The sequence below is a fragment of the Streptomyces sp. NPDC055099 genome (assembly GCF_053607685.1).
Map to the genome: position 1 here is coordinate 1 of NZ_JBSGUA010000018.1, position 25,940 is coordinate 25,940.

Below are 25,940 nucleotides of genomic sequence, written 5' to 3' on the forward strand. Positions count from 1 at the left end.
TCAACGTCGTCTACGCAATGCTCCGCGACCGCACACCCTACGAAGCCCGGCCACAACTGCGTCTTACCGCTTGACTTCAGCATTAGGCAGCGCTCTCCTTTCCGCCAACCAGACGCAGCGGCGCAGACCAGGCCCCGTACTGGGGAACGGTCAGCCAGCGCCGGTCGAACCCGGCCAGGCCTTCCAGCTCGCCGATGCAGGACGGCGCCAGCTGCGGCACCCCGCGCGGATCGGAACCACTCGGGGCGAAGATCTCCTGGATGGAGGGGTGGCCGCGCTCGCCGGGCTGGACCTCCATAACGTGGGAGACGAACCGGTGCCGGCGCCCGCCGATGCGGGTCTGGTTGATCTGCTTGAGATAGACGATGAAGTTGATGCCGGTCCCGACGAGTTCGTGGACATCGTCGCGGTGCATGCCGTGGCAAAGGGTGACCAGACGAGGCAGCACCAGGTTGGGGTAGGCGGCGTGCAGCGTGCACATGGAACCGGCGCCGCCCGCGCTCATCGCCTGGAGCATGGCGATGGCTTCCCGGTCGCGGACCTCACCGACGATGACGCGGGTGGAGAGCATGCGCAGGGTGTGCGGGAACATGTCCTCCACGGTGATCTGCCCGACCGGATGCCCGTCGACGAGCTCGCCGTTGGACTCGCGCGACTCCATGGCCAAGAACTGGGCGCCCTGGTCGTACTGGTCCAAGAACAGCTCGCGGTCCGACTCCAGGGTGACGACCCGTTCCTCTGCGGGAATCTTCTTCGCCAGCGCGCGCAGCAGGGACGTCTTGCCGGTGCCCACATCCCCGGCGATCAGTACGTTCTTCTTCGCCAGCACCAGAGCATGCAAGAACGCGGCCAAGGCCCCGGACAGGGAACCCCAGGCCTGCATCTCCTCCAGGCTTGAAGTCAAAATCCGGTGCCGGCGAATGCCCAGGAAGGGGACGGGGGTCAAGACCGTGGCCTCGGCGCGCGAGCCGTCCGGCAGGCGGAAGCTCACCATCGGCGAGGAAGCCGACAACCGGCGTTCGCGATGCCCGGAGTTGGACGCCAGCCGGTTGATCAGCGCGATCAGTTCGTCGTCGTTCTGCGCGATGGGCGCAACCTTCGCGGTGGGCCGGTTGACGTAGTCGACCTGCACGTCCTCACCCAGCACGACGACGTTCTCCACATCCGGGTCATCCAAATACTTCTGCAGCGGCCCGGCGTGAAACAGCGCGTCGTACACCGCCTGGGAGAGCGTGGTCACCTGCGCGGGTGTCAGTGCCGTGCTCCGGCGGGCCTGGTCCACGGCCCACCGTGACACCCGTTCGGCGACCAGCGAGCGGGCCCGCTCCCGGCGGGTGCTCTCGTTGGCCAGCGGCTCCTTGTCGTCGGCCGCGACGATGTCATCGCTGACCGCATCGCGCAGATCGGCAATGTCCTGCGGCGACGCCGACAGCGCCCCCTGCTCGCTGACCTCGACAGACGCCGGAGATGTCAGCGCCACCGCCGGGTGCAGCGGATGCGGATCCGCACCCCGAGCACCCGCAGCGACTGGAGTGCCCAAAGTCGCGGGCCGCAGGGCCTGGCTCAGCACATCCTGCAACCGTGCGGGGGCCCCGTGATCGGCGGGCGCCTCACCGAACCGGTCGGTCATGGGGCCCTCACCCCCAGCCGGGGGTCCGGGGGCGGCATTGGCGGGGCCTGCCGGCTGGAGGCCAGCCGCTGCAAGACCCCGGCCACCACTGGTGAACTCACCGGCGCCGCCGGCATGTCCAGCGCACGGCGCCGCGTGTGAACTTCCACCCCGATGGCGTGCATCGCCTTACGGGCCTGCTTGATCAAACCGAGCTTCGCCAGCTTCACCGGGCGCTGCGCCCCGTGCGTGAACAGCGCGCCTGCCGTCGCATCCCACGGCAGCATCTCCACCACCGGCACCCCAAACCGCCGCGCGATCGCATCGGTACGCAAACCGCCCGCCGCAGCCGACAGTTCCTGGATGACCAGCAGCCGCAGCGCATCCGCACCGCTGCCCCGCCGCTCCAGCTCGCCCTGCAACACCCGGGCCACCGCAAGCGTCTGCGCCACCGACGTCAGCGAGTTGCGCACCACCAGCAACACCACATCGGCCCGGTGGGCCAGCACCGCGGGAAACAGACCCGGGTGCACTCCGCCGCCCTCGACCACGACCTGCCCGGCATCGACCACCACGTCATAACCGGCGTGCTGATCCATCGCCTGCAGCAGCAGCGACAACGGCTCCCACGTCCCGGCCAGCGCGGCGGCCTGCGTCGGATCGGTCAACCCCGGCAGCAGCAGCCGATCGCCCTGCGCATCCAGCGGCCGCAGATGCGCCTCGAACGCCTCCGCCAGCTGGTTTTGCAGGTGCGCCTGGGCCAGATGCCACAGCCCCACCTCCCCGCCCCAGGCACCCTGCCGGTAGCCGGAACGGATCGACGCCGCCTTGGCGACAGCCTCCACCAGCAGCGACGGACGGGCGCCGGACAGGGCCAGAGCCAGGCTGGACACGGTGACCCCGCATCCGTGCCCGCCCACGAGCACCATCACGGACATCACGCCTCAGCCCCCCGTCGCGGTCTTCAGCACGATCGCCACCCGGCCCGCGCTCGCATCCGAGGCCACCACACCACTGTCCGCATCCGGCACAGCCACCTGGACAACCACGTCACCGCTGCTGGACGGGGCACCCACCTTGACGACACGACCCTCAACCTCGGCGAGCTCGGACTGCTCCTTGCCCCCGACCTCGCCCTCCTTGGGACGGGTCACCAGACTGACGGTGGCTCCGGGCCGCAGCGCGTCAACCGGGGCCATGCCCCGCTTCACCTCGACGGCGACCAACGCCTCACCCGCCTTGAGCCCGCCCCTGCCGGTGAGCTGACGGGAGGTGAGCAGCGAGCCCTCGGTGAGCGCGGCCGCAGCCCGCCGCCCGATGATCGTGTTCTTCTGTGCGGCGGCCACCGGCTTGAGCCCGGGATCGTCCGGCAGGGCCACCACGCGCAGGTCCTCGGCCGTGATCTTCGCTCCGGCGGGCACGTCGCGGGCCAGCGCCAGCACATCGGAGCGCTCACTTGAAGCATTCAGCAGACCGGCAAAGCCGATCGCACCGGCCAGCACCATCACACCGCCGATCACCATGAACGAGCGCCGCCGCCGGCGCGGCGGCTCCGGGTCGACAATGTCCAGGTCCGGACGCATCACGTCCCCGGCCGGCGGGGCGGGCACCGCCGCCCTGTTCTTCGTACTGCTCTTCAACACGTGCTTGCCATCCCGCCTAGTCGAGGACTCTCATCTCGCCCACGGACACCTCAAAGTCGCTCTCGCGCACTTCGGTGAACGCGCCCTCCTCACCGGCCTCGCCGGTGACCTGCCACTCCACCGCCCACGTCGCGGTCGCGGTGCCCTTGAAGCGGCCGCCCGCACGGTCCTTGGACGACGTGCGGTAGAAGTGGCCGCAGTCAGGCGACTTGGACATGCCGTAGGAGGCCTTGTACTTGGTGCCCGCGCCCTGGCAGGTGACGGTCTTGTCGTCACCCATGGACCAGCGGATCGTCGACACCTTTGCTGTCGCCGTCACCGTCACTCCGGCGAGCGTCGCGGAGGCCGAGTTGGGGCCGAACGTGGTGGGGGAGGGCTCGACCCACATCCACATCGGCACCCCGACGGTGTACTTCCCCGCAGCGCGCGGGCTAGCGATCTTTGGCCCGGCCAGCAGCATCCTGTCCACGGCTTCCCGTGCCAACTGCTCCGGGTCGACGTCGACGGCCGGCGCCTCAGCGGCCCAGAAGGTCTGCGGGAGTGCGCCCAGAGCACCAGCGACAATCGCCGCACCAGCTTGGCCAAGGCAGGTGCGGGTATAGATGGCGCCGTCACCTTCGTGCCCCCTCCAGACAGGGTCGCTCTTGGGAGGCTGCGGTTCTAGTCGCTCCACAGCACATAACTGTGGGCGAGGCTTGCTCTTCTTCCCCTTGCCCCCGCCCTGGTCTTCATCGGCGGGCTGTTGCGCTTGTCCGCCACCGCTGCCGGGCTCCTGGCGGCACACATAGATCCACGAAGCTGGACCGCACGGCGCGCCGACGTCACTCTTGCCGTCCTCGGCTTGGGCGACTCCGGGCAGCGCCGCTCCAGCCAAGGCGACGGTTAAGAGCGTCAGGACGACGGTTTGCAACGGTCGGCGCTCGGCTCGAACTTCGTGATCATCCACGTCTTCCCCCACTTCTCAGCGTCGATGGTGGTCTCGTAGCGCGGCGGCTGTTCCGTGGGAAGCGGCTGTACCTTGCCCGACTCCCGCTTAACGGTCTTCCAATCGCTGATATCCAGGCAGTCGGACAAGCGAGCCCTAGGGATCTTCTCGTCTAGGTCCATGGACGCCACTTTGGTGTCGTGTGAGGGAGCACCCTTGGTCACGGTGCCAGCCTGCTTCATCCCCAACATGTCACCCATGACGCGGCCGAGGGCGTCCTTCGTCGAGTACTTCTTCAGGTCCGTGCCGTCGATCGAGCCCTTCGCGTAGGCCTTGACCTGCTCTTCCCACATCTGTTCGTAGACCTTGAGTACCGCTTGCTTGTCCTTAGCCAGCGGGTCCGCACTCCTGGTGGGGGCGGATTCAGAGGCTTTGCTGGGAGGGGGAGAAGGCTTGTTGCTGCTCGTGTCGGCGTCGCCGTCACTGCTGCACGCGGTGACGACGGTGGCGGCACACAGGGCGAGTAGCACCTCCGTCACCTGCGCTTTTTTCCTACTGCGAATGCCGGAATATGCATTCTGACGTTCCGCTCGTGTCACTGTGTCTCCCAGTGCGGCGTGATGATGCGCCGGTCAACTCCCAGGTCTTGGAGCAAGGTGAGATGGGGAGTGCGCGGCTGGTGCGAGCTGCGGTGATGCAGTCTGCTTAGCGGTCACACTACGACGCAGCAAGCCCACGGGGCACCCCGTTCTCCTATGTCTTGTGCGGCAGTTGATAGGAATTCGGTCACAACACGTCACCTGCACGAATGAGATGAGGCCTTGTGTCGGCGGCCGTCAGGGTGCTGCGGGGTGGTCAGTCGATGCAATGGCGAATCTTGCAATAAAGAGCGAATCCGGAGTCTGGTGCCCCGCTTGGCCAAGGCTGAGTGTCCTGCCGCGGGTGCGTGGCCACAGCGCAGAGCGGTGGTCAGGTACTGAGCGCACAGCGAGGTCGGAGACGGGCCGGGATGTCTACCTCCGGGGTGCTTGAGCGCGCGCCCAGGTGGTAGCGCTGGCAGGGAATGGAGTTGGCAGTTGTCCTACGTGGAGGCCAACTTCTGCCTGTTCAGGGGGAGGCCTGCAGAGCGCGTTCGCAAGTTAGCGGTGGGGTGCGATTCCGGCGGCACCGGTGTCGCGGAGCGCGTTGCTTGTTCATGACCTCGAGGGAGGGGAACAGTGGGCTCCCTAGCGTGTGCATGGAATCGGAGTCCTACCCCATTCGGCCGGGGCAGATTGAGCGGCTGAAGGAAGCGCGGAGAGAGGTTGAGTTCGAGTAAGCGGAAGCTGGAGGCGCCTGCGCTCGAGCGCTCGATAATTCGGCCGGGCAGGCTCGTCGTGGCACCGAGTTCCGGGCTGGGTTGCGAGCGATGGGGCGGCTACCGCTGTGGATTGGATGGGAAAGATGGCGCGATTTCGATGGGTGGGGGATGCGGTAGGTCGGTCGCGATGTGCACCGTCGACTTCTCCTTGTGGCGGGCGGGGCCGAGGAGTACGCCGAGTAGTGCTTTGTGTGCCGCTCCCAGTGCATCCGCTCGGGCGCCGCGATTGAACTGCCCCATGGGGCGTCACGATCAGTAAGTTGCGCGGGCGGGTCGCTGGCGGCTGGGCCCATGAGGCCCTCCGGACAGTGTACGTACGTACGCTCGTGCAGGCGGAGAGGAACGATCCGTTTGCCGAGATCCCAGTGCGCGACCCCGCGGCTGTGTAGGGCCCGAACTCGTTGCTCGGTAAACCTGATTGTGATGATGCGACGTCGAGAACTGCCCAGACTTGGCGGCCGTCTGGGGGAACCTCAGTGCCGCAGCTCACCGCGCCCAGCGAACGCAGTTTGGTTGAGGACGGTGTCGCCGAGCTCTGCGGCCTCAAGCCCGTGACTCAGGGCCAGGAGCAATGCCTGGTTGTCCTGCTCTGCGAGGTGGAGGCTCACATGGCGACCGCCGGCTTCCCCCGCCAAGAGCTGGGCGTCCCGCCTGACCAGTTCGTGACAATTGGCAGGGGGCGGAGGTACGGACGATGGCACACGGTGAGATGGATGTGCGTAACGCACGTACGCTCGGCGCGCGATGTTGAGGCCGTAACACGTCTGAACGCGCGCGGAAGAGGGCAAGGTGGTGCCTCCCACAATCCCGTAGGGAGGTACCACCTTTCCTTGCTACTCGGGCAGGTAACCGCCTGGCGCCTTCCCCTTTAGTGGGTGGAGGTGGCGACTCTCGATAGTGGCTACATCTGCTCTTGGGAGCGCACGAGTTCGACGAAGGAGGACCAGGCGGCAGCGGGCACCACGAGGGCGGGCCCGCTTTTGACCTTGGAGTCGCGGATGCCGACCTGACTGTCAAGCTCCGCTATTTCAACGCACGACCCGCCTGAGTCGTTGCTGTACGAGGACTTGAACCAGGCAGATTCGGGGGCCACATCAGGGGACATGATCTTGGTATTGATGGCTACTTCCACTCTCGGGCTAGTAGTTGCAGAAACTCGGCTGTTCGAGCCGGGGGTAGAGCGCTGTCGCGCATGGCGTCGAAGCGGCGGATGCTTCGCTGAACGTCCTGCCGCTCGTCGGAAACGCTGATCGTGTTCCACATGTCCGACTGCACGACAGGGGCGAGGGTTTCGGCGAAGTCTAGGACCGTGAAGTTGCTCTCTGATCGATACGTCACCACGTCGTGCGGCAGCACTTGGATGGTCACGTTGTCGAGCTCGGCCAGCTTCACGATCTCCTCGTACTGAGCGCGCATGACATCTGGCCCGCCCACCATCCGTCGAACGGCCGCCTCGTCCATGATCACTCGGAGTTCCAGGGGGTCATCCGGGCGCGTGATGAGGTCCTTCCGCTCTAGACGGAGGCGTACGTTCTGCTCGATGTACTCAGTGGTCGTCTCGTCTACCGGCTTGGCGATCTGGTAAAGCGCTCGAGCGTAGTCCTCCGTTTGGAACAAGCCGTACACGAACGCCGGCTGCCAGACCCGCATGACCGTGGCGTCCTGCTCCAGGCCTCGGTAGGTCGGCATCTTCGACGGCATATACGCCTTGTACGGTGTCCACGGCTCCTTGCTCAGAGACTCCCGGTGGAGCTGGAGCAGAGTCTCCAAGTCTCCTTTGGGAAGTTCTGGGGCTAGGTAGTCGATAAGGGCCTGAAGATCGCTGACTCGTGGAAGGTCGTTCTCACCGATCTCGACTCGTGCGAGCTTCGAGTGGGAGAAGCCCAGAGCCTTGGCGACCTCTTGAAGTGTCTCCCCTTGCTTCTCTCGGAGCTTGCGAAGCTCCTTGCCGAGTTCTCTGCGTCGGAACGTAGCCCCGCGCTTAGCTGCCACAGGCAACCCTCTCCCCAGCCCTGTAGGTGCTCAACACGCCCTATGCCCTGCGCTGTTGCAGGCCGTGTCCCTGAGTGTGCCACCCCCTGTACCCATCTGAACAACCCCTTGTGTGTGTTCTGGCAATTGCCAATTCCAGTGTCTATGCCATTGCCCTTGCACAGTAAATCGCACATGCACCACGGTAGTTGAGCACGGAGAGCAGCGTCCCAGAGACGCGTTGCGATCCGTGCGCCCAGCGCTCAGCAACGGCCCCAGCCTGGTGACCGGCTATTGCCTGCGTTCCGCTGCGGCGAGCCACCAACGGCCCGGACCTACGGAGACACCCCATGTCACCCAGCACAGCAGGCTCAAAGCGGGGCACCAATTGGATGGACCGTGACAACGAAGACACCCGACCGTGGATGCACGGCGAGCCGGTGCGGCTGTCGCCACGTCCGGTGGTGCACCGTGGTCTGTATCTGAAGCGGCTGCGCCTGGATTACAACGGCAAGGCCCTGGAGCACCTGCCCAACCCGGACCGGGCGCGAAGGATCGTCGCCTATGCCATCAGCGAGGTCGGCGGCAGTGCCGACCAGGGCCTCGCCGTCGTACGCGCCGTGATCGCCAATCACGGATACGACGTCGTGCACGAGCTGACCGACACCCACGCCCCGCACGCCCCGCAGCACCGGCCCGGCTGGGCTGAGGCGAGGCGCTTGGTGCACTGCGGGTTCGCCGACGGCATCGCGGTCGTCGATCGCAACGCGATCTCTCGCCGTGATGACGAGTACGAGGAAGAAGTGCACTGGATCGGGCAGCGCCCGGGCCTGCTGCTGGTGGCCGTGCCCGAAGCCGCCACTTGAAGAGCACCACGGCGGTGGTTGGACGAGCGGGAGCCGGGCTGGTGGCAGTGGTGCCTGCAACTCCTGATCGTCCTCGCCGTCGCCGGAATCACCATCCCCCTGGTGCTGACCGTCTCCGGTCGGCTCCGCTGAAAGGAACATCCGCGATGACGTGCCCCCTGCCGAAGCGCAATCCGGGCCAGGCCCTGAACGGCATAGCTCCCAAGGATCACCGCCCGCCCCAGCTGGGTCTGTTCAATGTCGGCACCGGTCACGTGGTGGTCTCGTCGTTTCAGGTCGCCCGCCTACACCGGATCCGCGTCGTCGAGAACGACCCGGAGCCTGAGACGTGACCATCGTGCGCGAGACCAGTACCCCCGAGTACTGGAACAGCCTCTACGAGGCAGACAAGCACGTAGTGCCAGGTATCACCGACTTCGAGCGGCAGATGTTCCTGGTGTACGTCGACCCGAAACCCCGGATGGCCGCGCTTGACGCTGGGTGCGGCCGGGGGGAGTTCGCCGCCTACTTGGGAGACTTGGGTCTTGATGTGCTCGGACTTGATTTCTCTGCGACGGCTCTTGGCCATGCACGGCGCAACACCCGAGACCAGGACAACATCACGTTCGCTCTGCACGACTTCAACGCCGACTCGATTCACCGAGGGCTCCAGCCAGGTTCACTCGACTTGGTCGTGTGCAGGCTGTCCATCGCGTACCTGGATCGTCATCGTTTCCTGGTCGACGCGCGGCGCTGGCTGAAGCCGACTGGCGTCGTGCACATCACCACGCACGTCACCGAACATGCACCGCCGTTCATGCGTCACCGAGGGCTACCGGACAAAGCCGTCGACGAACTCGCCACGCGCTGGGGAAGTTGTGCCCGTTACGACCTCGAGGGCGACGCCAGCCTCACGTGCCTGGTTCTGCGCGGCCCCTACAGCCCTCACCAGAGCCCCGTATTCCCTTTGATCGAAGGACCTTCCGATGCAATCCGCTGCGGTAACCGCGCCGGTCCTGCGTGAAATTCAGTTGGACATTCCAGACGACACGGGCATGAGGCTGCTGGCCCGCGTGCGCATCCAGGCACGAACACTGCTCACCGTGCTGTCCTGGCCCGGCGATCACGGCGCCGCAGTCAACGCCTTGCACTGCCTGGTCGACAACGCCGCGCGATACGGCTCGCTCGTACACAGTGGGAAGGACTTGCGCGCCTGCCTGCGCGTCACCGAGGCGCACGACCTCCTCCTCATCGACGTCACGGACCCCAATCCGGCCTTCCCCGACTTCGACCAGGCCCTTGCCGCCGGTCCGGAGCGCAGCCTGGGCGGCGTCGTCAGCCGCGGCGGCACGATCACGTGGAGCATCACCCCGCAGGCCGACGCAAAGACCGTCCGCGCCGCGCTCCGGCCGACCCCGGTAGACCCCTGACACACCGTGCCCGGCAGCGTGCTGTCCTCTCCGTACGCCTTTGGGCACGGGCCAAATCCCTGCGGCCGGGGCCGGGTTCGGCCGCAGGGGTGACATAGGCCCCCGCCGCCCTGGCCGCCCGAGCGGGCGCGGGCTGGGCGACGGGACCCCGGGTCCCGGTCCGCGACCGGCGGTCCACGGATCGGAACCCGGGACCAACTGAAACTCGGCACGGCACGGCCAGGCGACCGCGAATGTCTCCCGCCGCGGAATGGCAGCCGGCGCCGTGCCCCAAGTCGCCCGTCACCGGTCGTCGGCGGCCGGTGACGGGGACGGAAAGCACGACACCCGACGGAGGAGACATGCAGACCATGCCCTTTGATACCGGCGGAGTTGCAGTGAATCAGGAAGCCTCCCGCGAGATCATGCGCCAGGTGGTCACCACCGTATGGGGGCCGGCACAGACCGGCGGCGTCCTGGTCGCCGAGCGGCGCGGCACGGCGCTGTGGCGCATCGACACGGCGACCGGCCCGTACGCGCTGAAGATCACCACACCGTGCGAGGACCCGCAGGGGCACACCGACTCCGAGCTCCTGGCGGCCGTCGAGGCGGAGCTGCTGATCGGCCTGCAGCGCGACGAGGCGGTCGTGCCGCTGTACCGGGCGCATGGCTTTCTGCCCGACGAGGCTGGGTCGTGGCTGGTGCTGCGGTGGATCGTCGGCGCCGACGCCGAGTCGGCGTTCGCGAAGCTCCGCAGCCATCCCGAGCCGCAACGTGCCGCCACCTACGCGGGCTTCATGTGCCGGGCGGTGGCCGACCTGCACGGCGCGGGATGGCTCCACGGCGACTTGCAGGAACCTCACTTCCTCATCACACCCACCAGGGCGGTGCTGCTGGACTTCGCGATGGCGCACAGCCCAGGCCGCGCCGTCGGGAAGGGGGCCGTGGCCTGCCGGGGCGCCTACGACTTCTTTATGTCGCCCGAACTGGCCCACGCCCGCCGGACCACGGCGCCCGCCGACAACCTGGTCCTGACCAGGGAATCCGAGGTGTGGTCGCTGTGCGCGGTGATCTACGCCTGCTGGAGCGGGCACTACCCGATCAGCTCGAAAGACACCACGCAGACGACCCCGGACCTGCACGCCGAACTCGCCACCGGACACGTCAAACCGTGGGATGCGGTGGCACCTTGGCCCTTCGCCCGCTTCGAAAGGCTCACCGACCGCGGCCTGCAGCACGACCCTGCCCGCCGCCCCAGCGCCCGCTCCCTTCAGTACGCCTTCGAAACCTTGGCCCGCACCTCCTGAGCAGAAAGAACGCACGCATGCCCATCAAGCATCTGGACAAGATCCCGCCAACGGTCCTGGACGTGATCGAGGACCGCAGCGGCCGAGTACTGCAGGCCCACACCGTGACCGGCGGACTGAACAGGGCGATCACCGCCCGCGTGCGCACCGACGTGGAGACACTGTTCATCAAAGCCCTCCCCGCCGACCACCCCCGCGTACGGACACAGAGCCGGGAGGCCGCGATCAACCCCTACGTGCCCGGCATCGCGCCCCAACTCGTGTGGCAGGCCGTCGACACCAACTGGCACATCCTCGGCTACGCGCACATCGAAGCCCGTCACGCCAACTGGAAGCCCGGCACAGAAGACGTGGAGCCGACGCTCGACGTGATGGAGGAACTCGCCGAGCGGCCACTGCCACCGGTCGAGGTAAAGCGGATGACCGACCGGATGCGCCCCTACGCCGAGTCCGAGGAACTGCACCTGTTCGACGGCTCCGCGCTGCTGCACACCAGGTGGAACCCTAAAAACGTACTCGTCCGCGACGGCGGAGCCCGCCTCGTCAACTGGGCGCGGGCCTCCCTCGGCGCGGCCTGGATCGACCCAGCACTGTGGGTGCTGCGGCTCATCGCCGCCGGACACGACCCTGAACAGGCCGAGTTCGCCGCTTCCGGACATGAAGCATGGCGGCACGCCTCCTACGAGGCGCTATGGGCGTTCTCGCGGGCACAAGCCCGTAGGTGGGACAGCGTCGCGGCGCAGAGCGCCGACGAGGGGTCCCAGCTCATGCAGCAGGCGGCCAGAACCTGGCGCGACTACCGCACCTGAGGAGGGGCCCACGAGGTGGCTGTGCTGTTGAGGGCGGCCAACTCACATCCGTGTATACGCACAGAAGATCGCAATCTTCAGCCAACTCACCGTGGATGACATCTGCATCGACCGCGATACCGTTGCGGTCTTCTTCGAAACCTCGCCCGTCATCCTCCTCCCGGTGCCGCTGGCCGCCCTGGTCTGTGAGCCCGACGCGGCAAGGCCACGACCGGCATTCGGGACGCGTCACGGGCTGAGGAAGCTGCCCTGCCGGCCCACGCCACGCAACAAAGTGTCGACGACGAGAGTTGCCAGTTCATCGACATTGTCGGCTTCGTCCGAGCGACTTTGGGCGGCCTCGTGAATGAGGGCGTAATAGACGCGGCGAGCCCATGCCAGGTCCGTGTCAGGGCGCAGTACGCCTGCTTCCAGCGCGCGCTGGAACAGGCGGTCGCACTGATCGAGTACATCGGCATGGGCGCGTGCCACGTCGGGGTCCTCCGGTGTGGTTCTACTCATGGCGAACCCCCACCCGATCTTGACCCGGAGGACGTTGGCCGTCGCTTGGTAGAGGGCGACCAGGGGTGGAGCGCTGTCGGGATGAGCGCTCGTCACGGCTTCGTGGAACTGCTGCGTGGCCCACGCTGTCAGAGCGTCCACCAGAGCCTCTCGGCTGGTGAACCGGCGGTGCACGGTCGTCCGAGCGACGCCCGCCGCCTCCGCGATCTGCTCCATCGTGGCCGCCGGATTGGAGCTGAGAACACGCTCGGCAGCTTCCAGGATTGCCCTCACGGTCCGCTCCGCGTCTGCGCGCAGGGGCCGCTGCTGACTCTTTCGATCCACGAGACTCCCTCTCCCCGACTCTTCGAGAAGAGTACGGGATCGTTACTGCTTCACCACTACTTGCGACATCGGTGTTGCAAGTTCTAGGTTTGTCGCTCCGAGAAAGATTCACCTATGGATGGGAGTGCTCCATGGACCTGCAACTGACGAACAAGGCTGCTGTGGTGACCGGCGCGAGCCGGGGGATCGGCTTGGCCACCGTCTCCGCGCTGGTGGGTGAAGGCATGCGGGTGGTGGCCGCGGCACGGACGATTACGCCGGAGCTCAAGGCCACCGGCGCGATCGGCGTGTCCGTGGACCTTTCCACGGCCGACGGCCCTGCCCGGCTCGTCGCCCAGGCCGAAGCCGAGCTGGGCGGGCTGGATCTCCTGGTCAACAACGTCGGCGGCGGCGACGCCGCGCAGGGCCAGACGGGCGGCTTCCTCACCTTCACTGACCAGCAGTGGCACGACGCGTTCGACCTGAATTTCCTCGCCTCGGTCCGTACCACCCGGGCCGCGCTGCCTCACCTCACCGGCAGCCGCGGCGCCATCGTCAACATCTCTTCCAATGGGGCCAGGACCCCGCACGCGGGCCCCTATCACCTACACCACCGCGAAGGCGGCACTGACCGCGTTCGGCAAGGCGCTGGCCGAGGAGTTCGGCCCCCAGGGCGTGCGCGTCAACACCGTCTCGCCCGGTCCCGTCCGCACGGACATGTGGGAAAGTCCCGACGGCTACGGAGCCGAGCTGGCCAAGACGATGGGGGTGGAGCAGCAGCAGCTCCTGGCCCATCTCCCGACCGCCATGGGCATGGTCACCGGCAGGCTCGTAAGCCCCGATGAGGTCGCTGCGCTCGTCGCCTTCCTCGCCTCGCCGCTTGCCGACAGCATTACCGGGGCAGACCACATCATCGACGGCGGTTCCATAAAGACCGTGTGACCCCAGGCGCGCCGCGTCCCAGCGCCCTTCACGCGCCTCGGTCCAGTCCGCACGGCCTGGGGCGCAAACCATGGACGTGAAGAGGCGAGTCGATCTCAGTACGTCCGTCCTCAAAGCGAAATGGAGAAACGCCCGTTCGGGGTATCAGCTTCCACTCGCGCGGGCAGCGTGACCGCACGCGCCTGCCGCCCATCGTGGCGTACCCCGCGTGTCGCCCACTCGGCGGACGAGGTCATGCTGCGAGTACGACGCGGGCCGTCGGGTCGGAACTGGTGCAGGTTGTAGTCCTGCTGTAGTCCCGAGGCGGCTGCCGGTCCGCTTCCTCGCCTTCGTCTTGGCCTGGATCGAGGTTCCCTTTGGGTAAGCACTGACCTCGGTTCACCCCTGTGACCGCACGACCCAGCAGCGGATGGCAGGGGTCGTCCTCCCGGCAACGTGTGGATCCACCCGCCCAGGGAGGTGAGCAGGGCCCCTGTTATCGTGCGCCGATGTCAGCGATCAAGCAGTTCCAAGTGACCTTCGACTGCGCGGAACCTGCGCGCCTGGCCTCCTTCTGGTGCGAGGTGCTGGGGTATGTCGTACCGACCGTCCCGGAGGGCTTTACCACGTGGGAGGAGTACCACCACTCGCTGCCGCCTGAGGACGAGATCTACTTCGCGTGTACTGATCCCTCGGGCGTGGCCCCGCGTCTGCTCTTCCAGCGAGTTTCCGAGGGCAAAGTCGTCAAGAACCGGGTGCATCTCTGTGTGCGGGCCGGCGCCGGGCTCGTGGGTGACGAGCGCCTGGCCACCCTCGAGGCCGAATGCGCACGGCTGATGGCGCTCGGCGCGAAGCACGTGCTGACGCAGCGCGCCGATGGCGTCAGCGAGTCGTGCATCACGATGCAGGACATCGAGGGCAACGAGTTCTGCCTGGACTGATTCTCCTCCGAGACTACGAGGTGGGGAGCCGTCTTCGGGGATCTCTCAGGTCCCGCATGCGACGGGAGCCATCCCGTGAGGGCGAGGTTGTGTAGGCGGGCAACGCCGTGCATCGCGTGGCGCACACCGTCGCCTCTCAGGCGGCAGTCACGCAAGGTCTTCCAGGTCTTCATCCGGGCGAAGGCGTGCTCGACGCGGGCGCCAACCCGTTGGTGGTCGTGGTGGTGTTCGGCCTGCCAGTCGGTCAGTTCGCCGCCTCGGGGCCGACGGTGCGGGATGAGGAGACCTGTTCCGGGCTAGCCGCCGTCGCGATCGTGGGTGTCCGGCCGACGGCGGCCTTGGCCCCGGATTCTTCCCCTGCCCGGCAGTCGTTGCGGTTGCCGGGCAGGGGCCGGCCAACTACCACAACCAGGCGGTTGTCGGCGTCGATAACCACCTGGTGGTTCGTCGAGCAGCGATAGTTCTTCGACCGCTCGGCGACTTGGTGGTCGCGGGTGAGTCCCCGTGTCCCGTCCACGATCAGCACCGCGTCCTTGGCGAATCGCCTACGCGGGGCAAGCGCGAGCCTGCGGCCGAGATGGTCGATGACGCGATCGGCGGTGGACTTCGACACTCCGAAGAGCGGCGCGAGTTGGCGCAGAGTCAAGTGGGTGTGCCAAAACGCGGCCACCAGGAGCACCCGGTCTTCCCGGGAGAGCTTCCACGGCCGGCCACGGCCCGGCACGTCGCCGCCCTCGCGGCGCAGCTGCCTCATCAACTTGCCGAAGGCGCGCGGGCTCAGTCCGGCGAACGGGGCTATCCAGAACGGCTCCGACACCGTGATCACACCAGCCACGGCCAAGATCATCCCACGGCAAGATCACTTACGGGGCAACCTGTAGTTGCCCCCTGGCCCCATAGCCGCATCAGGACGTGATCTTCACCAGGAACCCGCCATCTGGACCGTCCAATCCGGGCGAGCGCCGATCTGTGGGCCGGGCGTCCGGGATTTCCCGCACGCGGGCTGCATGATCGCTGGGTTCGCCTGGCCTAGAGGTCAAGGGGCCGTAGCTCCAGCCGCTCCGGTAGCGCTCCTCGCCCTCAGCCAACCCCTCCGGGGAATGATCCCGGTCAAGCCCTACTAGGGTGGAGCCGTCTTGGAACAGCGAGAGAAAGGCGCCCACGTGGTAGATATGGCAGCCGCGGCGCAGAAGGTCTTCGAGCGTTACGACCTCGACGGTGACGGTCAGTTGACGGCAGAGGAATACCGGCAGGTCGTCGAGGAGCTCGGCGAGACGGGCGTCACCGATGAGGCCGCGCAGGCGCTCATCGACGCTATGGACACCGACGGTGACCGTAAGGTCTCGTTCGAGGAGTTCCGGGCTTCCATGGGGCTCTGAGCGTCTCCCCGGTGGAGCAACGGAGAATGCGCCCGCGCGGCACCGTGCACGTCCCCCTGCGGTACGTGCATGGAGGTGGCTGGCGGGTTCGGCGTTGCGCAGGCCCTGGGCCAGCAGCCGCAGAACTTCGAGTTCGGGTTTCGGCCCGTCGGGTCGGAACAGGCACAAGTTGTAGTCCCGCTGTAGTCCCGAGGCGGCTGCCGTCCCCTCCCTTGCCTTTCGCCGCGGTACGGTGCGCGATCTGAACGGCCAACTATCCGCACCACCGGGCCAGCTTGCTGGCCACCCTCGGGGTGGCGGAGGACCTCGGCGAGGAGCCAGTGGATGCGGTGGCCCGGGTGATCGGGGGGCTCACCGCGCTCGAGGTGGAGGAGAGTCTTCACGCGAGGGGCGGTTTGGCCGTCGCGGCACGAGGCCCCCAGGACTGGGCCATGAGCGAGCAGGGGGTCCTGGCGGCCGGGCAGCCGCTGCTGACGACAGCACGCATCGATGAAGCCCCCGAGCGGATGCTCGGTGGTGGCGGACTGCCGTGCGCGAGGCTGCGCGTCCTGGATCTGACCCGGATGCTGGCCGGGCCAGTCGAATGCTGGTGTTGCTCGGCGCCGACGTGCTGCGGGTTGACGCCCCACAACTGGGACCCGGTGAATTGGGCACGCCCGCCGGGCCGGTGGGGGATCAATGCCCCGGCCTGGGACCGGGAGTACTGATGCGTGACACGACTGTGTCGGCAGCGAGCGTTGGCCCGGACTGGTCGCTGTCCCTTTTTCGGGCCCGAGCGGCCCGCCGAAGCCGGCGGGCCGTCGCGTCAGGCTGTCAGCCGACGAGGCCGACGGATACCAGGCCGCCTCCGGCAGCGACCGCGTAAGCGAGCCCCCGCTGCCATCGGGTCACCGCTCCCGGGCGGCCTGATGTCGCCAGCACCATGACGGAGTTGGCGGCGAACGCCGGAAGCAGGATGCCGAACAGCGCGAACGTACCGACAGCGGACAGGGTCAGTTCCACACGCGTCGTCACTGCGGCGACCACCATGGCGACGGCGGCGACCACGTACAGGACCCATGACACATGCGTGATGTCGTCGCGCTTCTGCGGAGCGGGCCCACGGTTCTTGTAGTGGTTCCAGTGGCGCCGCTCGGTACCGAACCTCGCCAGCACCATGACCACCACCTCGACCACCAGAGCGATCACTGCCACATGCTCGATCGTCATTGCCTTCACCTCACTTCGAGCAGGCGTTGGAGATCGCGCTGATACCGATGAACGCCTTAACGGCCTCGCGCTCCTTGGAGCCAACGTGCTTGCCGTTCACGAACCGCCAGATGATGTTGGCGGTCTTCTTCGCTCCGTACCTCTTGAACAGCGCCACGGCCCGGGCGACCTTGATGCTGGACCCGGCCGGTACGAATGAGATGAGGACGCCGGCGACGGCCGCCCCGCACTTGACCGCAAACTTGGTTGTGTCCCACCAACCACGCAGCGCGATGCCGTTCTGCTTGCCCTGGGCATCGGTGTTGCCGGCACCGGTGTTGAGTTGTGCCAGCGCAGCGTCGCGTACTTCCTCATTGGCCAAGAGGGGCAGGAGCGCGGCCTGCGCCTCGGCATCGTCCGGGTACGCCGTCTGCACGATCTGCTCGGCGCTGGGCGTGGCGGGCAGGTCCGTCAAGCGCTTCTGGACGTCCTCGGTGTTGGGGGCGGGCCTGGTGAGGGAAACGTTGATGGCGGCCGCGAACTGTTCCTCGGTCACACCGAGTTCCGCTATCCCCTTCGCGATTCCCGCGGCCTGTTCCTGCTCTTCCGACGTGAAGTCGGAGAACCCGTCGCCGTCCGCGGAAAGCGCGATGCCGGTGGCGGCACGGAGCTCCGGAGCTGCCTCCGCCGCATGCGCGCCCGTGACGGTTGCGACGATGGCCCCCGCGGTGACTGCCGCGACGAGCGTGCCGCTAGCGCGGGTCAATGCGCGGCGCGGCCGGGTGGTGCTGGTGGTCATGTGCGAACTGCTCCATATCTGCAACACATGTCTGGGCGCCGTTCCCCCGCTCCTGACGGCCGTCAGGAGCGTCGCACCCAGTTGGTCATGATGAATGTGATCATGTCTGTCACGGCAGCGCTGTGCCGAAAGCCACATTCCGGCTCATCATTTCCGTAAACGTCGTGATAGGTCGGGCTGGTGAGTGGGCAACAGCCCCCCTGGCAACTCGGCGGTCCCGTCCTCTTGGCCTGCGTGGGCGTCGTCTACTCCGGTGGGGCTTGGGAAGTACTCCCTACAACACAATGAGTTGGCGACGACAAGAGGCGGCTACCCAGGCAACGGATGGAACCGGCGCGACTGCTCCGCAGCTCTCCCTAGCGATAGGGCTCAGCCGGGAAAAGGACGCGAAGCAGGATGGTTGAGCGCCTTGGATGCGGTGGCTTCGGCAGCGACTGCTGCGGACGCAACGCATTGGGCACGGGGCTCGGCCTTCGGGGTCCGCCGCTCGGCTGACGGCCTGGGGTGGTCTCTACGGCTGGGGGTGGTTGGGCGGGAGACGGGGAAATCACTGGTAGTCGCTGTTCTTGGTGAGTGTGGTGGTGCTGTTGGTGGCTGGGGCGTGGTCCCGTAGGAAGTCACGAACGCGCTGCAGCTGGTCGGCGGCCGTGGTGGTGAGCTCATTGAGGGGGCGTGCCTGGGCGTTGCGGTCGGCGGCTTGTTCCAGGGCGCTGAGACGGGTGGGCCGGTACTGCTCGGCGAAGACCTCGTCTAGATGCGGGCCGTGGATCAGCACCGGGCCGACGGGGCGGCCGTCAATGGTGAACGAGCTGTAGTGGTCGTATTGGTCGAGGTCGGCGACCTGGGCCGCGCTGGGCCGCTCTCCCCATTCCTCGGTAACCGGGCTGACGGCGGCTTTGGAGCCTCGGGTGGTGGAGAGAGTGGAGGCGTTTTGCACCAGCGACTGACGCACTGAGATGGGCAGGCGGGCCAGGAGCTGGGTCAGCGCATGGAGTTGGACGTTGAACTTTCGGAAGTCCTCGAACATGCTCGCGATGGAGTCGGCGCCGGAGCTGGCGAGGGTGATGAGTTCGTCGAAGTAGCCGCGGAAGGGCACCCGCTGGTCCTCGGGCAGGTCGACGCGGGAGCGTCCGGCGCGCAGCAGGTCGCGGTTGAGGAGGGCGACCAGCAGTCGGTCGGTGGGTCCGTTGCCTGCGGTGCTTACCCACACGATCCACCGGTTGTCCATGGCCCAGCGGATGTTGTAGACGCCGTGCGGCTGGCCGAGGAAGGCGCGGGTGACGGGGTTGGCGGCCAGCCGGGCCAGCGGGTTGAGCAGCACGTTGAAGGCCTCGGGTGGGAAGGCGGGGAAGGTGGTCTGCCACCAGGCGCACGATTCTGCATCCAAGGCTGGCTCGGTGGCGGCCAGGGCACTGGTGCGAAAGCCGGCGTCGGTCAGCAGCGGCCGGATGTGGAAGAGCGTGGCCTGGTCTTCACGGCGCCCGGCGCGGCAGGCCAGCTCGTTCAGTGCGGTCAGCACGGTGAGGGCTTCGGTGAAGATGGCGATCGCCCGCGGGGCGTTCGCGTCGTCCCATCCGAAGGCGGTGGCAAACGCATCCACGACATCCTCGACGACCTCGTAGGCGGCTCGCCTGGGGTGGTGCATGCCGATCGGATTCCAGGAGCTGAGCAGAGGGTTGGGTCCGCGGCCCGCGGCCCGCAGGTCGATCCGCGCGATGCGATCCATGATCGAGTCGTGGGCGAGGAAGGGGGCCACGCGCCGCCAGGAGTCGTGGTGGGGGTCGATGAACAGCAAACCGCCGCCGGCGTGGGCATAGCCGACGGCCTGGGCGGCGGCCCGTTCGGTCTTGCCGCCTCCGGCTTTTCCCACGCCGATCTCAAAGAGCGTCTGCTCGGCGCGGGTGGCCACCAGGCGCCGTCGGCCATCGGGTGTGTGATACCAGCCCTGCAGCAGCAGATCCGGCTTTCCGTGGACGAAGGTGGGCAGGTCGAGGGGGAGCAGCGGCACCCGGCACCAGGTGGTGGGCGGCTTCAAGAGCCCCAGCAACTCCTCCAGCCTGACCCAGTTCGCGGCCGGGGGCAGGCATTGTCCGGTGCGCCATCGCAGATCGAAGCGGGTGCGGCGGGGCCACCGGTCGGCGCCCAGCCGCCAGGGTCCGATGCGCAGGCCTTTCATCGCCCATCGGGCGGAGCCACCGAACACGTCGAGACCTGCTTGCACGCGTGCCAGGCGGGCCTCGGCGCGGCCTTTGGTATCGGAGGCGCAGCGCACCAGGATCTGTACCCGCACCAGGTGTGAGTCCTCGGCGAGCTTGCCCAGCGCCTGCTCCCGATCCACGCGCACTGGGGGAGCGACCATGACCACGCCCCGGCCGCCGGCCCCGTGCCGGCGCCCGGGAGTGACCAGATGCTGAAGCTGGCCGATGAAGGAGTCCATGCGCGCACCATCGCTGTTCATCCACCGCGCGGCGCGTCCCGCTTCCCGATGCTCCCTGCGGCGAGCCTCCTGCATCAGCTTGAAGCGCCGGGCGCGCAGCGCCCATTTGGGGGCGCGCTGCAGGTCGATGCAGATCTCGGCGACATCACCGAGCTCAGCTCGCAGATCGGCGACCGCATCGACCAGCGGCTGCAGCGGATCGGGTTGCAGCGGCACATCCCGCAGCGCAGCGACGGGGTTGCCGCGCAGAATGAACTCCGCACGCACCTCGTGCGGACGCTTCTTGTCGTTAACCGTTTTGGCCTTGGCCACCTGTACGCCCGGGCCGAAGGGGGTGGTGGTCAGCAGCCGTTCCGCCCCGGCGGGTCCTTCGAGCCGGTAGGTGAAGGGTGAGCGGCCATCGGAACGCAGCCTGATCCGTACGCTCTTCGCGCGGCGCGGAGCCCACCAGGGCAACGCGGTGCAGGCCCGGGTCAGCTCCACGCCCCGGCGGAAGATCTCCTCGTGACAGGGGTCGAAGTGCCGGGCGGGGGTGAATTCCAGGGCCATACGTTCTGCGGAGGCCTTCTGGGCCAGGCGGCGCACCACGTACTCGCCCGCCCCGTACGCCGCGACCAGCAGGAGGGCGAGCAGATACCAGTGGCCGGCCAGCCAGCGCAGGACGCTCATCGCGTCCATGGCGGCAGAGACGATGAGCGGGGCGGCGTGTGCGGTCATGGCCGGGGCAGTGCTGTCCACGGGCCGTGTCCTTTCGGTCGGTGGAAGGTGAGATCGCTGACGCGGCCGTCGGCGTAGGTGCCGCCGCGGTCGACTGCCGCCCATACCAGGTGCACCACCGCCCGGCCGGTCTGCTGGTCCTTGCGGGCGATGGCGGCCTGGATACGCAAACGGCTAAACGCGGGCGCCACCTGCTGCGTAGGGCGGTCGCCGAACACCTGGGGGAAGCGTTCGCGCCCCTCGCCGGTGGCGTCCGCGCGCAACAGCAGGGCGCCGTCCTGGCGGAGTTGCCGTTCCTGCGTGACGGGCAGGTCGGCGGGCCAGGCCTCTTCGATCAGGTTCTGGATCTGCCGGTCCGCGGCGCGCCCGTCGCCCGGGGGCGGTGGTATGGGCGTATGTGCCCTCGGCGGTGTGGAGTTGGGGGCAAGGGGGCGGGCGTTCTCGGTGGAGGTGAGGGCGTGTGGGGTGGGATGCGCTCCCGGGGTGCGCTGTGCTCGCGACCCAGGCTGGGGGCCCTCCGCCTTGGCATGTGGGGGGACCGTTTCGCCGCCCCAAAGCAGGTAGCCGCAGGACGACAGGGCCAGAGTGCAGGCCAGCAACAGCCACGTAGCTCTCGGGACGGGCTGCTGCATAGTGTCCTTGGGACTCACAACACTCGTGCCCCTCCCGCAAAACCGGACATCGCGTCGACGGGGTCGAGGCGAACCGTGGTGCCGGGCCGGGCAGCGTTGATCATCTGTCCGTCTCCCACGAAGATCCCGACGTGGTAGATCGTCGAATCCGATCCGGGCACGTAGGCGTAGAACAGCAAGTCCCCTGGCCTTAGCGCCCCCTTGGAGGTGATGCGCTGGCCGCGTCCGGCCTGGGCGGAGGCGACGCGTGGCAGACGGATCCCGGCCTGGGCGAAGGCGTACTGGGTCAGGCCCGAGCAGTCGAATCCTTTGATGTTGGCGCCGCTCTTGCCGCTGGGCGAGCAGCAGAAGCCGGTGCTGGGGCCCTTGGCGTTGCCGCCACCCCACGAGTAGGGAGTGCCGCGCTGGGAGAGCGCCGCGGCAAGGACCCTTTTCGCCTTACCCGTGACCGCGGACAGGTTCAGGCCGTGGGCTGAGCCCTTCGCTGCGACCCGGTACTGCGCGATCCAGTTGCTGACGTTAGCCACGTACGCGCTCGAGCGGTTGTACTGGAAGATCGCCGCCTTGAGCTGGCTCGACTTGGTCAAATTCCGCCCACTGCCGCACAGATAGACCGCCGCGCCCAGAGCGGCGTCGAACGCGTTGTGCGGGTCCTTCTCCTGGTCGCCGTTGCCGTCGCGCCCGTTCGTCTTCCACGTGGAGGGCAGGAACTGGAAGGGGCCCACGGCCCGCTCACCTTGGGCGGAGCCGTCCCATTTTCCGCCGTCGGTGTCCGGGAACGTGGTGGTATTGCCGCCCTGGCCGGAGCCGTTGAGCAGCACGCCCAGGATGCGCGGCTTGTGGATGTCGCCGTTCTTGGCGATGGTGCGCCCCGCCGCGTGGTTGGACTCGACCTTCGCGATGCCCGCCAGGATCGGCCAGGACATGCCCTGGCACGTGGGCGCATGGCGGCCGATCAGCTGGGCGGCCTTCTTGTAGGCGGCCAGCATGGTGGGCGGGATGTCCCTGGGGCTGCCGCCCGATGCGATGCCGGCATCGTTCTCCTTGCGGTCCTCGTGGGCGAGTTGGGCCCCGGCGGACAGGACGCCGGCGAACGGGGCGGCGCAACTGGCAGCGGTCAGCAGCACGATCAGCAGGCACCCCTCTTTCCTGCGCCGCCGTGGCCGCGTGCGTGTGCGGACGTGCGGCGGCCTCATCCTTCCTCCCCGCCTGCGTCGGGATTCGCCCTGTCGCGGCGCTGGCTCTCCTCGCGGGCCCGGCGCTCTTCGGCGAAGCGGCGGCGCAGCTCTTCAGGGCCCACGCGGCGCTGGTCGGCAAGGCGCCTGCGCAGCTCTGCCGGGTCGGTCGGTGCACTGCGGCGCATCTCGGCCGGGTCGATCCGCGGCCGCCACCGGGTGGATTCGTCTGGACCGGGATCCGCCCGCCGTGGCGTGGCTGGCGGCGGGGTGGGGTTCCCGCCGCTCAGAGGGGAGCGCGTGGGGCCGGCCGGTCCCAGATTCAGGTCACTGGCCCGTCTCTCCCGTTCCGGTTCCCGGCCGCTGGAGCGGCCGGCGCCGGTGGTGCGCGGCGAGGCAGTCCCACGGAGGCGGGATGTTGCCTCAGGGGCTGGCCGATCGGCTTCGGGCGGCCCAGGTGTCGGGGGCCCGGGGGGTGGTCCTTGGCCCAAGGGCGCGGCAGGGCCACGGCCTTGACCGTCTCCGCGGTTTGCCCCCGCCGCCGGTTTGTCGCGGCGCCGCCACGAGCGGGCGTCTTCGGACAGGGTGTTGCCCCACACCGCGAGTTGCTGTCTGGCGTCCCTGGTGTGTTCGGAGGCGCCCTGGCGGGCTCGCCGGGTGGTGGTGGGCAGGCCCAGGGTGGCGCCGTAGGTGACGCGGCCTCCGCGGTGCAGGAGGCGGTAGCCGCGCAGGCGGACCAGGCGGTTGTGGGCGCGGGTGGACAGCAGCGTGCGGTCGGCGTTCTGATCGTGGATCACCTTGCCGGTCTTCTGGTTGACGACCATGCCGTCCGCCTCGCGGTAGCGGTCCGGTGGTCCGCCACGGCGCGGGCCGCGCGGCCCGTCGGGGCCCGACGGGCCTCCTTGGCCTTCGCCGTCGTAGTGCGGGCCCCGGCCCGGGGGATCGCCGTGAGCGGTGGGTTTGCGCATCCGTTCCAGGGCCTTGTCACCGGGATGCTTGCCGACCAGCAGCCCCCACGCGCCGCGGGCCCCGAGTCCGGCGCCGGTGGCGGCCAGCGCGAACGGGGCCAGACCGCGCGAGGCCTCGGCGCCTGCATCCGACAGCAGACGCCCGGTGTCCACGGGCATACCGGTGCCGTCGGTCATCGCGGCCAGCGAGCGCATGATGCGCTGACGGGTGCCGAGCCGGCCATAGTGGCCGCCCATCGCCCGCACACCGAAGCCGCCGCCCGCGGCCATGGTGGCGCTGCCGTGGACGGCCAGGGCGGCGCCGATCTCGGAGGTGTCGCCGGGCAGATGGGTGCCGCCGATCTTGGCGTAGCGCATCCGCAGTGACAGTCGCTGTCCGGCCGACGTGATACCGGCCAGGAGCCTGCGGTGCAGGGCGAGAGCGGCCAGTGCCAGAGCGATGAGCGCCAAGAGGCGCTCGGCCGGTACGTCGGGCCCGTCGGTGAGGACGACGTCGATGCCGATGGCGTAGGAGGGAAGGAACGTGCAGATGGCGAACATGCCGGCCACCGAAACGCCCAGCAGGGCCAGCCACTTCCAGGCGGCTTGGCGGTTGGGCCCGGGCAGCATCGCCCAGACCAGCATCACCGAGCCGACCGCGGCCGCGGCGGCATCGGCGGCCTGCAGGCCCAGCAGGACGAACGCCGCGGACAGCGGGATCGCGGAGATGAGCAGCGCGGCGGCGAACAGCATCAGGACGCCCGCGGTGCGCCAGCCGGTGGGTTCCTTGGCGTACTCGGCGGCCGCCTTGCCCACCGGGCCGGCCTTCTCCAGTTCCTTGAGGAACGCGGCGAACTGCTGATCTTGGGAGTTGAGGACCGGGGTGGCGGAGTCCAGCAGCGCCTCGCCGGGGGTGAGGGGGGTGTACTTGAGCGGAGGGTCGTCCCGGGGGACTGCCGCGGAATTCCTCAGTTTGCCCTTGACGCAGTACTTGTGAGCAGGCCCCTTGATCTTGCTGCAGGCGTGGTTGGCCTGCTTGCGGTCTGCTGTGCTGGCCGCTGAGGTGGGCTTGTAGCCGCCGGAGACCCACTTGAGGTGCAGGGCGTAAGCCGTGCGGTCCGCAGCCTTGGCCGGGTCGAGGATGCGTCCGTACTGCACGAGCATGTATCCCTTGACCACGGTCACGTTGGTCAGGGAGTCCTGAATGGGCCCCGTGATGCGGGACGCAGAGGGCGACTTCTTGTTCTCTTGCTGGTAGCACTTTTCCAGCGCCGGGCCTGCCAGTCCTGCGCCGCAGGGGCCTGCGTCGCCGCTGGCGATCTTGCCGCCCCAGTCGTAGGAGTCCACGGTCATCTGGGCGACCTCCGAGGCTGAGCGTTCGCTTTGGGCCAGGGGCCCGTCTTGGCCCAGCAGATAGTCGGGGCGGACAAAAGCCGATGCCGCGAACGCGGCGATCACCAAGGTGAGGACGATCTCGCCGAGGCCTTTGCCGGCCTTGCCCCGCACCAGCAAGATCCCGCCGAAGATGAACGCCCAGGACAGCAAGAGGCCTTTGAGGCCGAGAGTGTCGACGACGATGTCGTCATAGGTGTCGGAGAGGTTCTGCGCCGGATCGGCCAGCATCTTGATCAGAGGGAAGCGCAGGGCGAACGCGATGGCCCAGCAGGCCAGGCCCACCACCAGACGCAGCAGGGTGAACAGCCCGTTCATGAAGAACGCATAGGCGTTGGTCTTCACCGAGAAGATGGATCCGCCCTGGGCGGACAGTTCATAGCCGTTGATCGGCACGCCTTCGGAGCTGTCCACGTTCAGCGGGCCCATCATGTCCTGGCCGCCGTCGGCCGCGTAAGCGACCTGCGCGTTGACGACCAGGAACACTACAGCCAGGGCCAGGGCGCGCAGCAGGGTGTGCCCGCGGCCGCGCCCCTGACGGAGTGCGAGACGCCAGAGCATCATGGCGGGCCCGCCCGTCCCCACCGCCGCCCACCGGCCAGGGCCAGCAGCGCGGCAGCGGGAGGCAACAGCACCCAGGCATCTCCGGGCGACCCCTGCGGGGCACACGGGGTGATCGGCCTCGGCCTGCGCTCGCAATACGCCTTGGCGGGCCCCCAGATGTGTGCAC

23 protein-coding genes and 2 pseudogenes are annotated in these 25,940 nt (G+C 68.0%); 10 read left to right on the forward strand and 15 right to left on the reverse strand.

The window, feature by feature from the left end:
- Positions 1–82 precede the first annotated feature (82 nt).
- The 7 genes from ACWFRU_RS34430 to ACWFRU_RS34460 form a co-directional block, all read right to left on the reverse strand.
- Positions 83–1,630: a CpaF family protein gene (locus ACWFRU_RS34430; RefSeq protein ID WP_453692025.1), complete on the reverse strand. Its 1,548-nt coding sequence runs from the start codon at positions 1,628–1,630 to the stop codon at positions 83–85.
- Positions 1,627–2,547, reverse strand: coding sequence for a hypothetical protein (locus tag ACWFRU_RS34435; protein ID WP_453692026.1), 921 nt, complete (start codon positions 2,545–2,547; stop codon positions 1,627–1,629). Before ACWFRU_RS34435 ends, ACWFRU_RS34430 begins: the two co-directional genes overlap by 4 nt.
- 6 nt (positions 2,548–2,553) lie before the next feature.
- The gene (locus ACWFRU_RS34440; RefSeq protein ID WP_453692027.1) at positions 2,554–3,192 is read right to left on the reverse strand and encodes an SAF domain-containing protein; all 639 of its coding nucleotides are present in this window, start codon (positions 3,190–3,192) and stop codon (positions 2,554–2,556) included.
- Between the two features lie 76 nt (positions 3,193–3,268).
- Positions 3,269–3,652 (reverse strand): ATP/GTP-binding protein, encoded by a 384-nt coding sequence (locus ACWFRU_RS34445; RefSeq protein WP_453692028.1) that lies wholly within the window; start codon positions 3,650–3,652, stop codon positions 3,269–3,271.
- 491 nt (positions 3,653–4,143) lie between these two features.
- Positions 4,144–4,716, reverse strand: coding sequence for a hypothetical protein (locus ACWFRU_RS34450; RefSeq protein WP_453692029.1), 573 nt, complete (start codon positions 4,714–4,716; stop codon positions 4,144–4,146).
- A gap of 1,722 nt (positions 4,717–6,438) precedes the next feature.
- Positions 6,439–6,642: a DUF397 domain-containing protein gene (locus tag ACWFRU_RS34455; RefSeq protein WP_453692146.1), complete on the reverse strand. Its 204-nt coding sequence runs from the start codon at positions 6,640–6,642 to the stop codon at positions 6,439–6,441.
- A gap of 17 nt (positions 6,643–6,659) precedes the next feature.
- Positions 6,660–7,529: a helix-turn-helix domain-containing protein gene (locus ACWFRU_RS34460; protein WP_453692030.1), complete on the reverse strand. Its 870-nt coding sequence runs from the start codon at positions 7,527–7,529 to the stop codon at positions 6,660–6,662.
- A gap of 371 nt (positions 7,530–7,900) precedes the next feature.
- Here ACWFRU_RS34460 and ACWFRU_RS34465 point away from each other — a divergent pair, with 371 nt between their 5' ends.
- The 6 genes from ACWFRU_RS34465 (at position 7,901) to ACWFRU_RS34490 (ending at position 11,878) form a co-directional block, all read left to right on the forward strand.
- Positions 7,901–8,374, forward strand: coding sequence for a hypothetical protein (locus ACWFRU_RS34465; protein WP_453692031.1), 474 nt, complete (start codon positions 7,901–7,903; stop codon positions 8,372–8,374).
- Between the two features lie 146 nt (positions 8,375–8,520).
- A complete protein-coding gene (locus ACWFRU_RS34470; RefSeq protein WP_453692032.1) occupies positions 8,521–8,706 on the forward strand; it encodes a hypothetical protein in 186 nt (61 codons plus the stop codon).
- Complete coding sequence (locus ACWFRU_RS34475; protein WP_453692033.1) at positions 8,703–9,377, forward strand: class I SAM-dependent methyltransferase; 675 nt, start codon at positions 8,703–8,705, stop codon at positions 9,375–9,377. Before ACWFRU_RS34470 ends, ACWFRU_RS34475 begins: the two co-directional genes overlap by 4 nt.
- A gap of 31 nt (positions 9,378–9,408) precedes the next feature.
- Positions 9,409–9,783: an ATP-binding protein gene (locus tag ACWFRU_RS34480; RefSeq protein ID WP_453692034.1), complete on the forward strand. Its 375-nt coding sequence runs from the start codon at positions 9,409–9,411 to the stop codon at positions 9,781–9,783.
- Between the two features lie 377 nt (positions 9,784–10,160).
- Positions 10,161–11,069 (forward strand): protein kinase domain-containing protein, encoded by a 909-nt coding sequence (locus tag ACWFRU_RS34485; RefSeq protein WP_453692035.1) that lies wholly within the window; start codon positions 10,161–10,163, stop codon positions 11,067–11,069.
- Positions 11,070–11,086: 17 nt separating this feature from the next.
- Complete coding sequence (locus ACWFRU_RS34490) at positions 11,087–11,878, forward strand: aminoglycoside phosphotransferase (protein WP_453692036.1); 792 nt, start codon at positions 11,087–11,089, stop codon at positions 11,876–11,878.
- 228 nt (positions 11,879–12,106) lie between these two features.
- On the opposite strand, the gene ACWFRU_RS34495 is transcribed toward ACWFRU_RS34490, so the two are convergent.
- On the reverse strand, positions 12,107–12,652 hold the full coding sequence (locus ACWFRU_RS34495; RefSeq protein ID WP_453692037.1) for a TetR/AcrR family transcriptional regulator: 546 nt from the start codon (positions 12,650–12,652) through the stop codon (positions 12,107–12,109).
- A gap of 182 nt (positions 12,653–12,834) precedes the next feature.
- Here ACWFRU_RS34495 and ACWFRU_RS34500 point away from each other — a divergent pair.
- Positions 12,835–13,624, forward strand: a pseudogene (locus tag ACWFRU_RS34500) (SDR family oxidoreductase).
- 488 nt (positions 13,625–14,112) lie between these two features.
- Positions 14,113–14,544: a VOC family protein gene (locus ACWFRU_RS34505; protein WP_453692038.1), complete on the forward strand. Its 432-nt coding sequence runs from the start codon at positions 14,113–14,115 to the stop codon at positions 14,542–14,544.
- Positions 14,545–14,615: 71 nt separating this feature from the next.
- On the opposite strand, the pseudogene ACWFRU_RS34510 reads toward ACWFRU_RS34505, so the two are convergent.
- Positions 14,616–15,379: pseudogene (locus ACWFRU_RS34510) on the reverse strand (transposase family protein); the annotation flags it as partial.
- A 337-nt stretch (positions 15,380–15,716) separates the two neighbouring features.
- Between ACWFRU_RS34510 and ACWFRU_RS34515 the strand changes: the two are divergent.
- Both ACWFRU_RS34515 and ACWFRU_RS34520 read left to right on the forward strand, forming a co-directional pair.
- Positions 15,717–15,923, forward strand: a complete 207-nt coding sequence (locus ACWFRU_RS34515) for an EF-hand domain-containing protein (protein ID WP_453692147.1) — start codon at positions 15,717–15,719, stop codon at positions 15,921–15,923.
- Between the two features lie 275 nt (positions 15,924–16,198).
- Positions 16,199–16,630, forward strand: coding sequence for a hypothetical protein (locus ACWFRU_RS34520; RefSeq protein WP_453692039.1), 432 nt, complete (start codon positions 16,199–16,201; stop codon positions 16,628–16,630).
- Positions 16,631–16,736: 106 nt separating this feature from the next.
- Here the strand turns inward: ACWFRU_RS34520 and ACWFRU_RS34525 are convergent, their stop codons facing one another.
- The 6 genes from ACWFRU_RS34525 to ACWFRU_RS34550 all read right to left on the reverse strand — a co-directional run bounded on the left by ACWFRU_RS34525 (position 16,737) and on the right by ACWFRU_RS34550 (position 25,774).
- On the reverse strand, positions 16,737–17,132 hold the full coding sequence (locus ACWFRU_RS34525) for a hypothetical protein (protein ID WP_453692040.1): 396 nt from the start codon (positions 17,130–17,132) through the stop codon (positions 16,737–16,739).
- Positions 17,133–17,142: 10 nt separating this feature from the next.
- The gene (locus ACWFRU_RS34530) at positions 17,143–17,910 is read right to left on the reverse strand and encodes a hypothetical protein (protein ID WP_453692041.1); all 768 of its coding nucleotides are present in this window, start codon (positions 17,908–17,910) and stop codon (positions 17,143–17,145) included.
- Positions 17,911–18,457: 547 nt separating this feature from the next.
- On the reverse strand, positions 18,458–21,085 hold the full coding sequence (locus tag ACWFRU_RS34535) for an ATP/GTP-binding protein (RefSeq protein ID WP_453692042.1): 2,628 nt from the start codon (positions 21,083–21,085) through the stop codon (positions 18,458–18,460).
- Entirely contained in the window at positions 21,061–21,696 is a 636-nt protein-coding gene (locus ACWFRU_RS34540) for a hypothetical protein (RefSeq protein WP_453692043.1), read from the reverse strand. The genes ACWFRU_RS34535 and ACWFRU_RS34540 overlap by 25 nt, the downstream gene beginning before the upstream one ends.
- A gap of 14 nt (positions 21,697–21,710) precedes the next feature.
- On the reverse strand, positions 21,711–22,892 hold the full coding sequence (locus tag ACWFRU_RS34545; protein WP_453692044.1) for a C40 family peptidase: 1,182 nt from the start codon (positions 22,890–22,892) through the stop codon (positions 21,711–21,713).
- The gene (locus tag ACWFRU_RS34550; protein ID WP_453692045.1) at positions 22,889–25,774 is read right to left on the reverse strand and encodes a hypothetical protein; all 2,886 of its coding nucleotides are present in this window, start codon (positions 25,772–25,774) and stop codon (positions 22,889–22,891) included. Before ACWFRU_RS34550 ends, ACWFRU_RS34545 begins: the two co-directional genes overlap by 4 nt.
- Positions 25,775–25,940 lie beyond the last annotated feature (166 nt).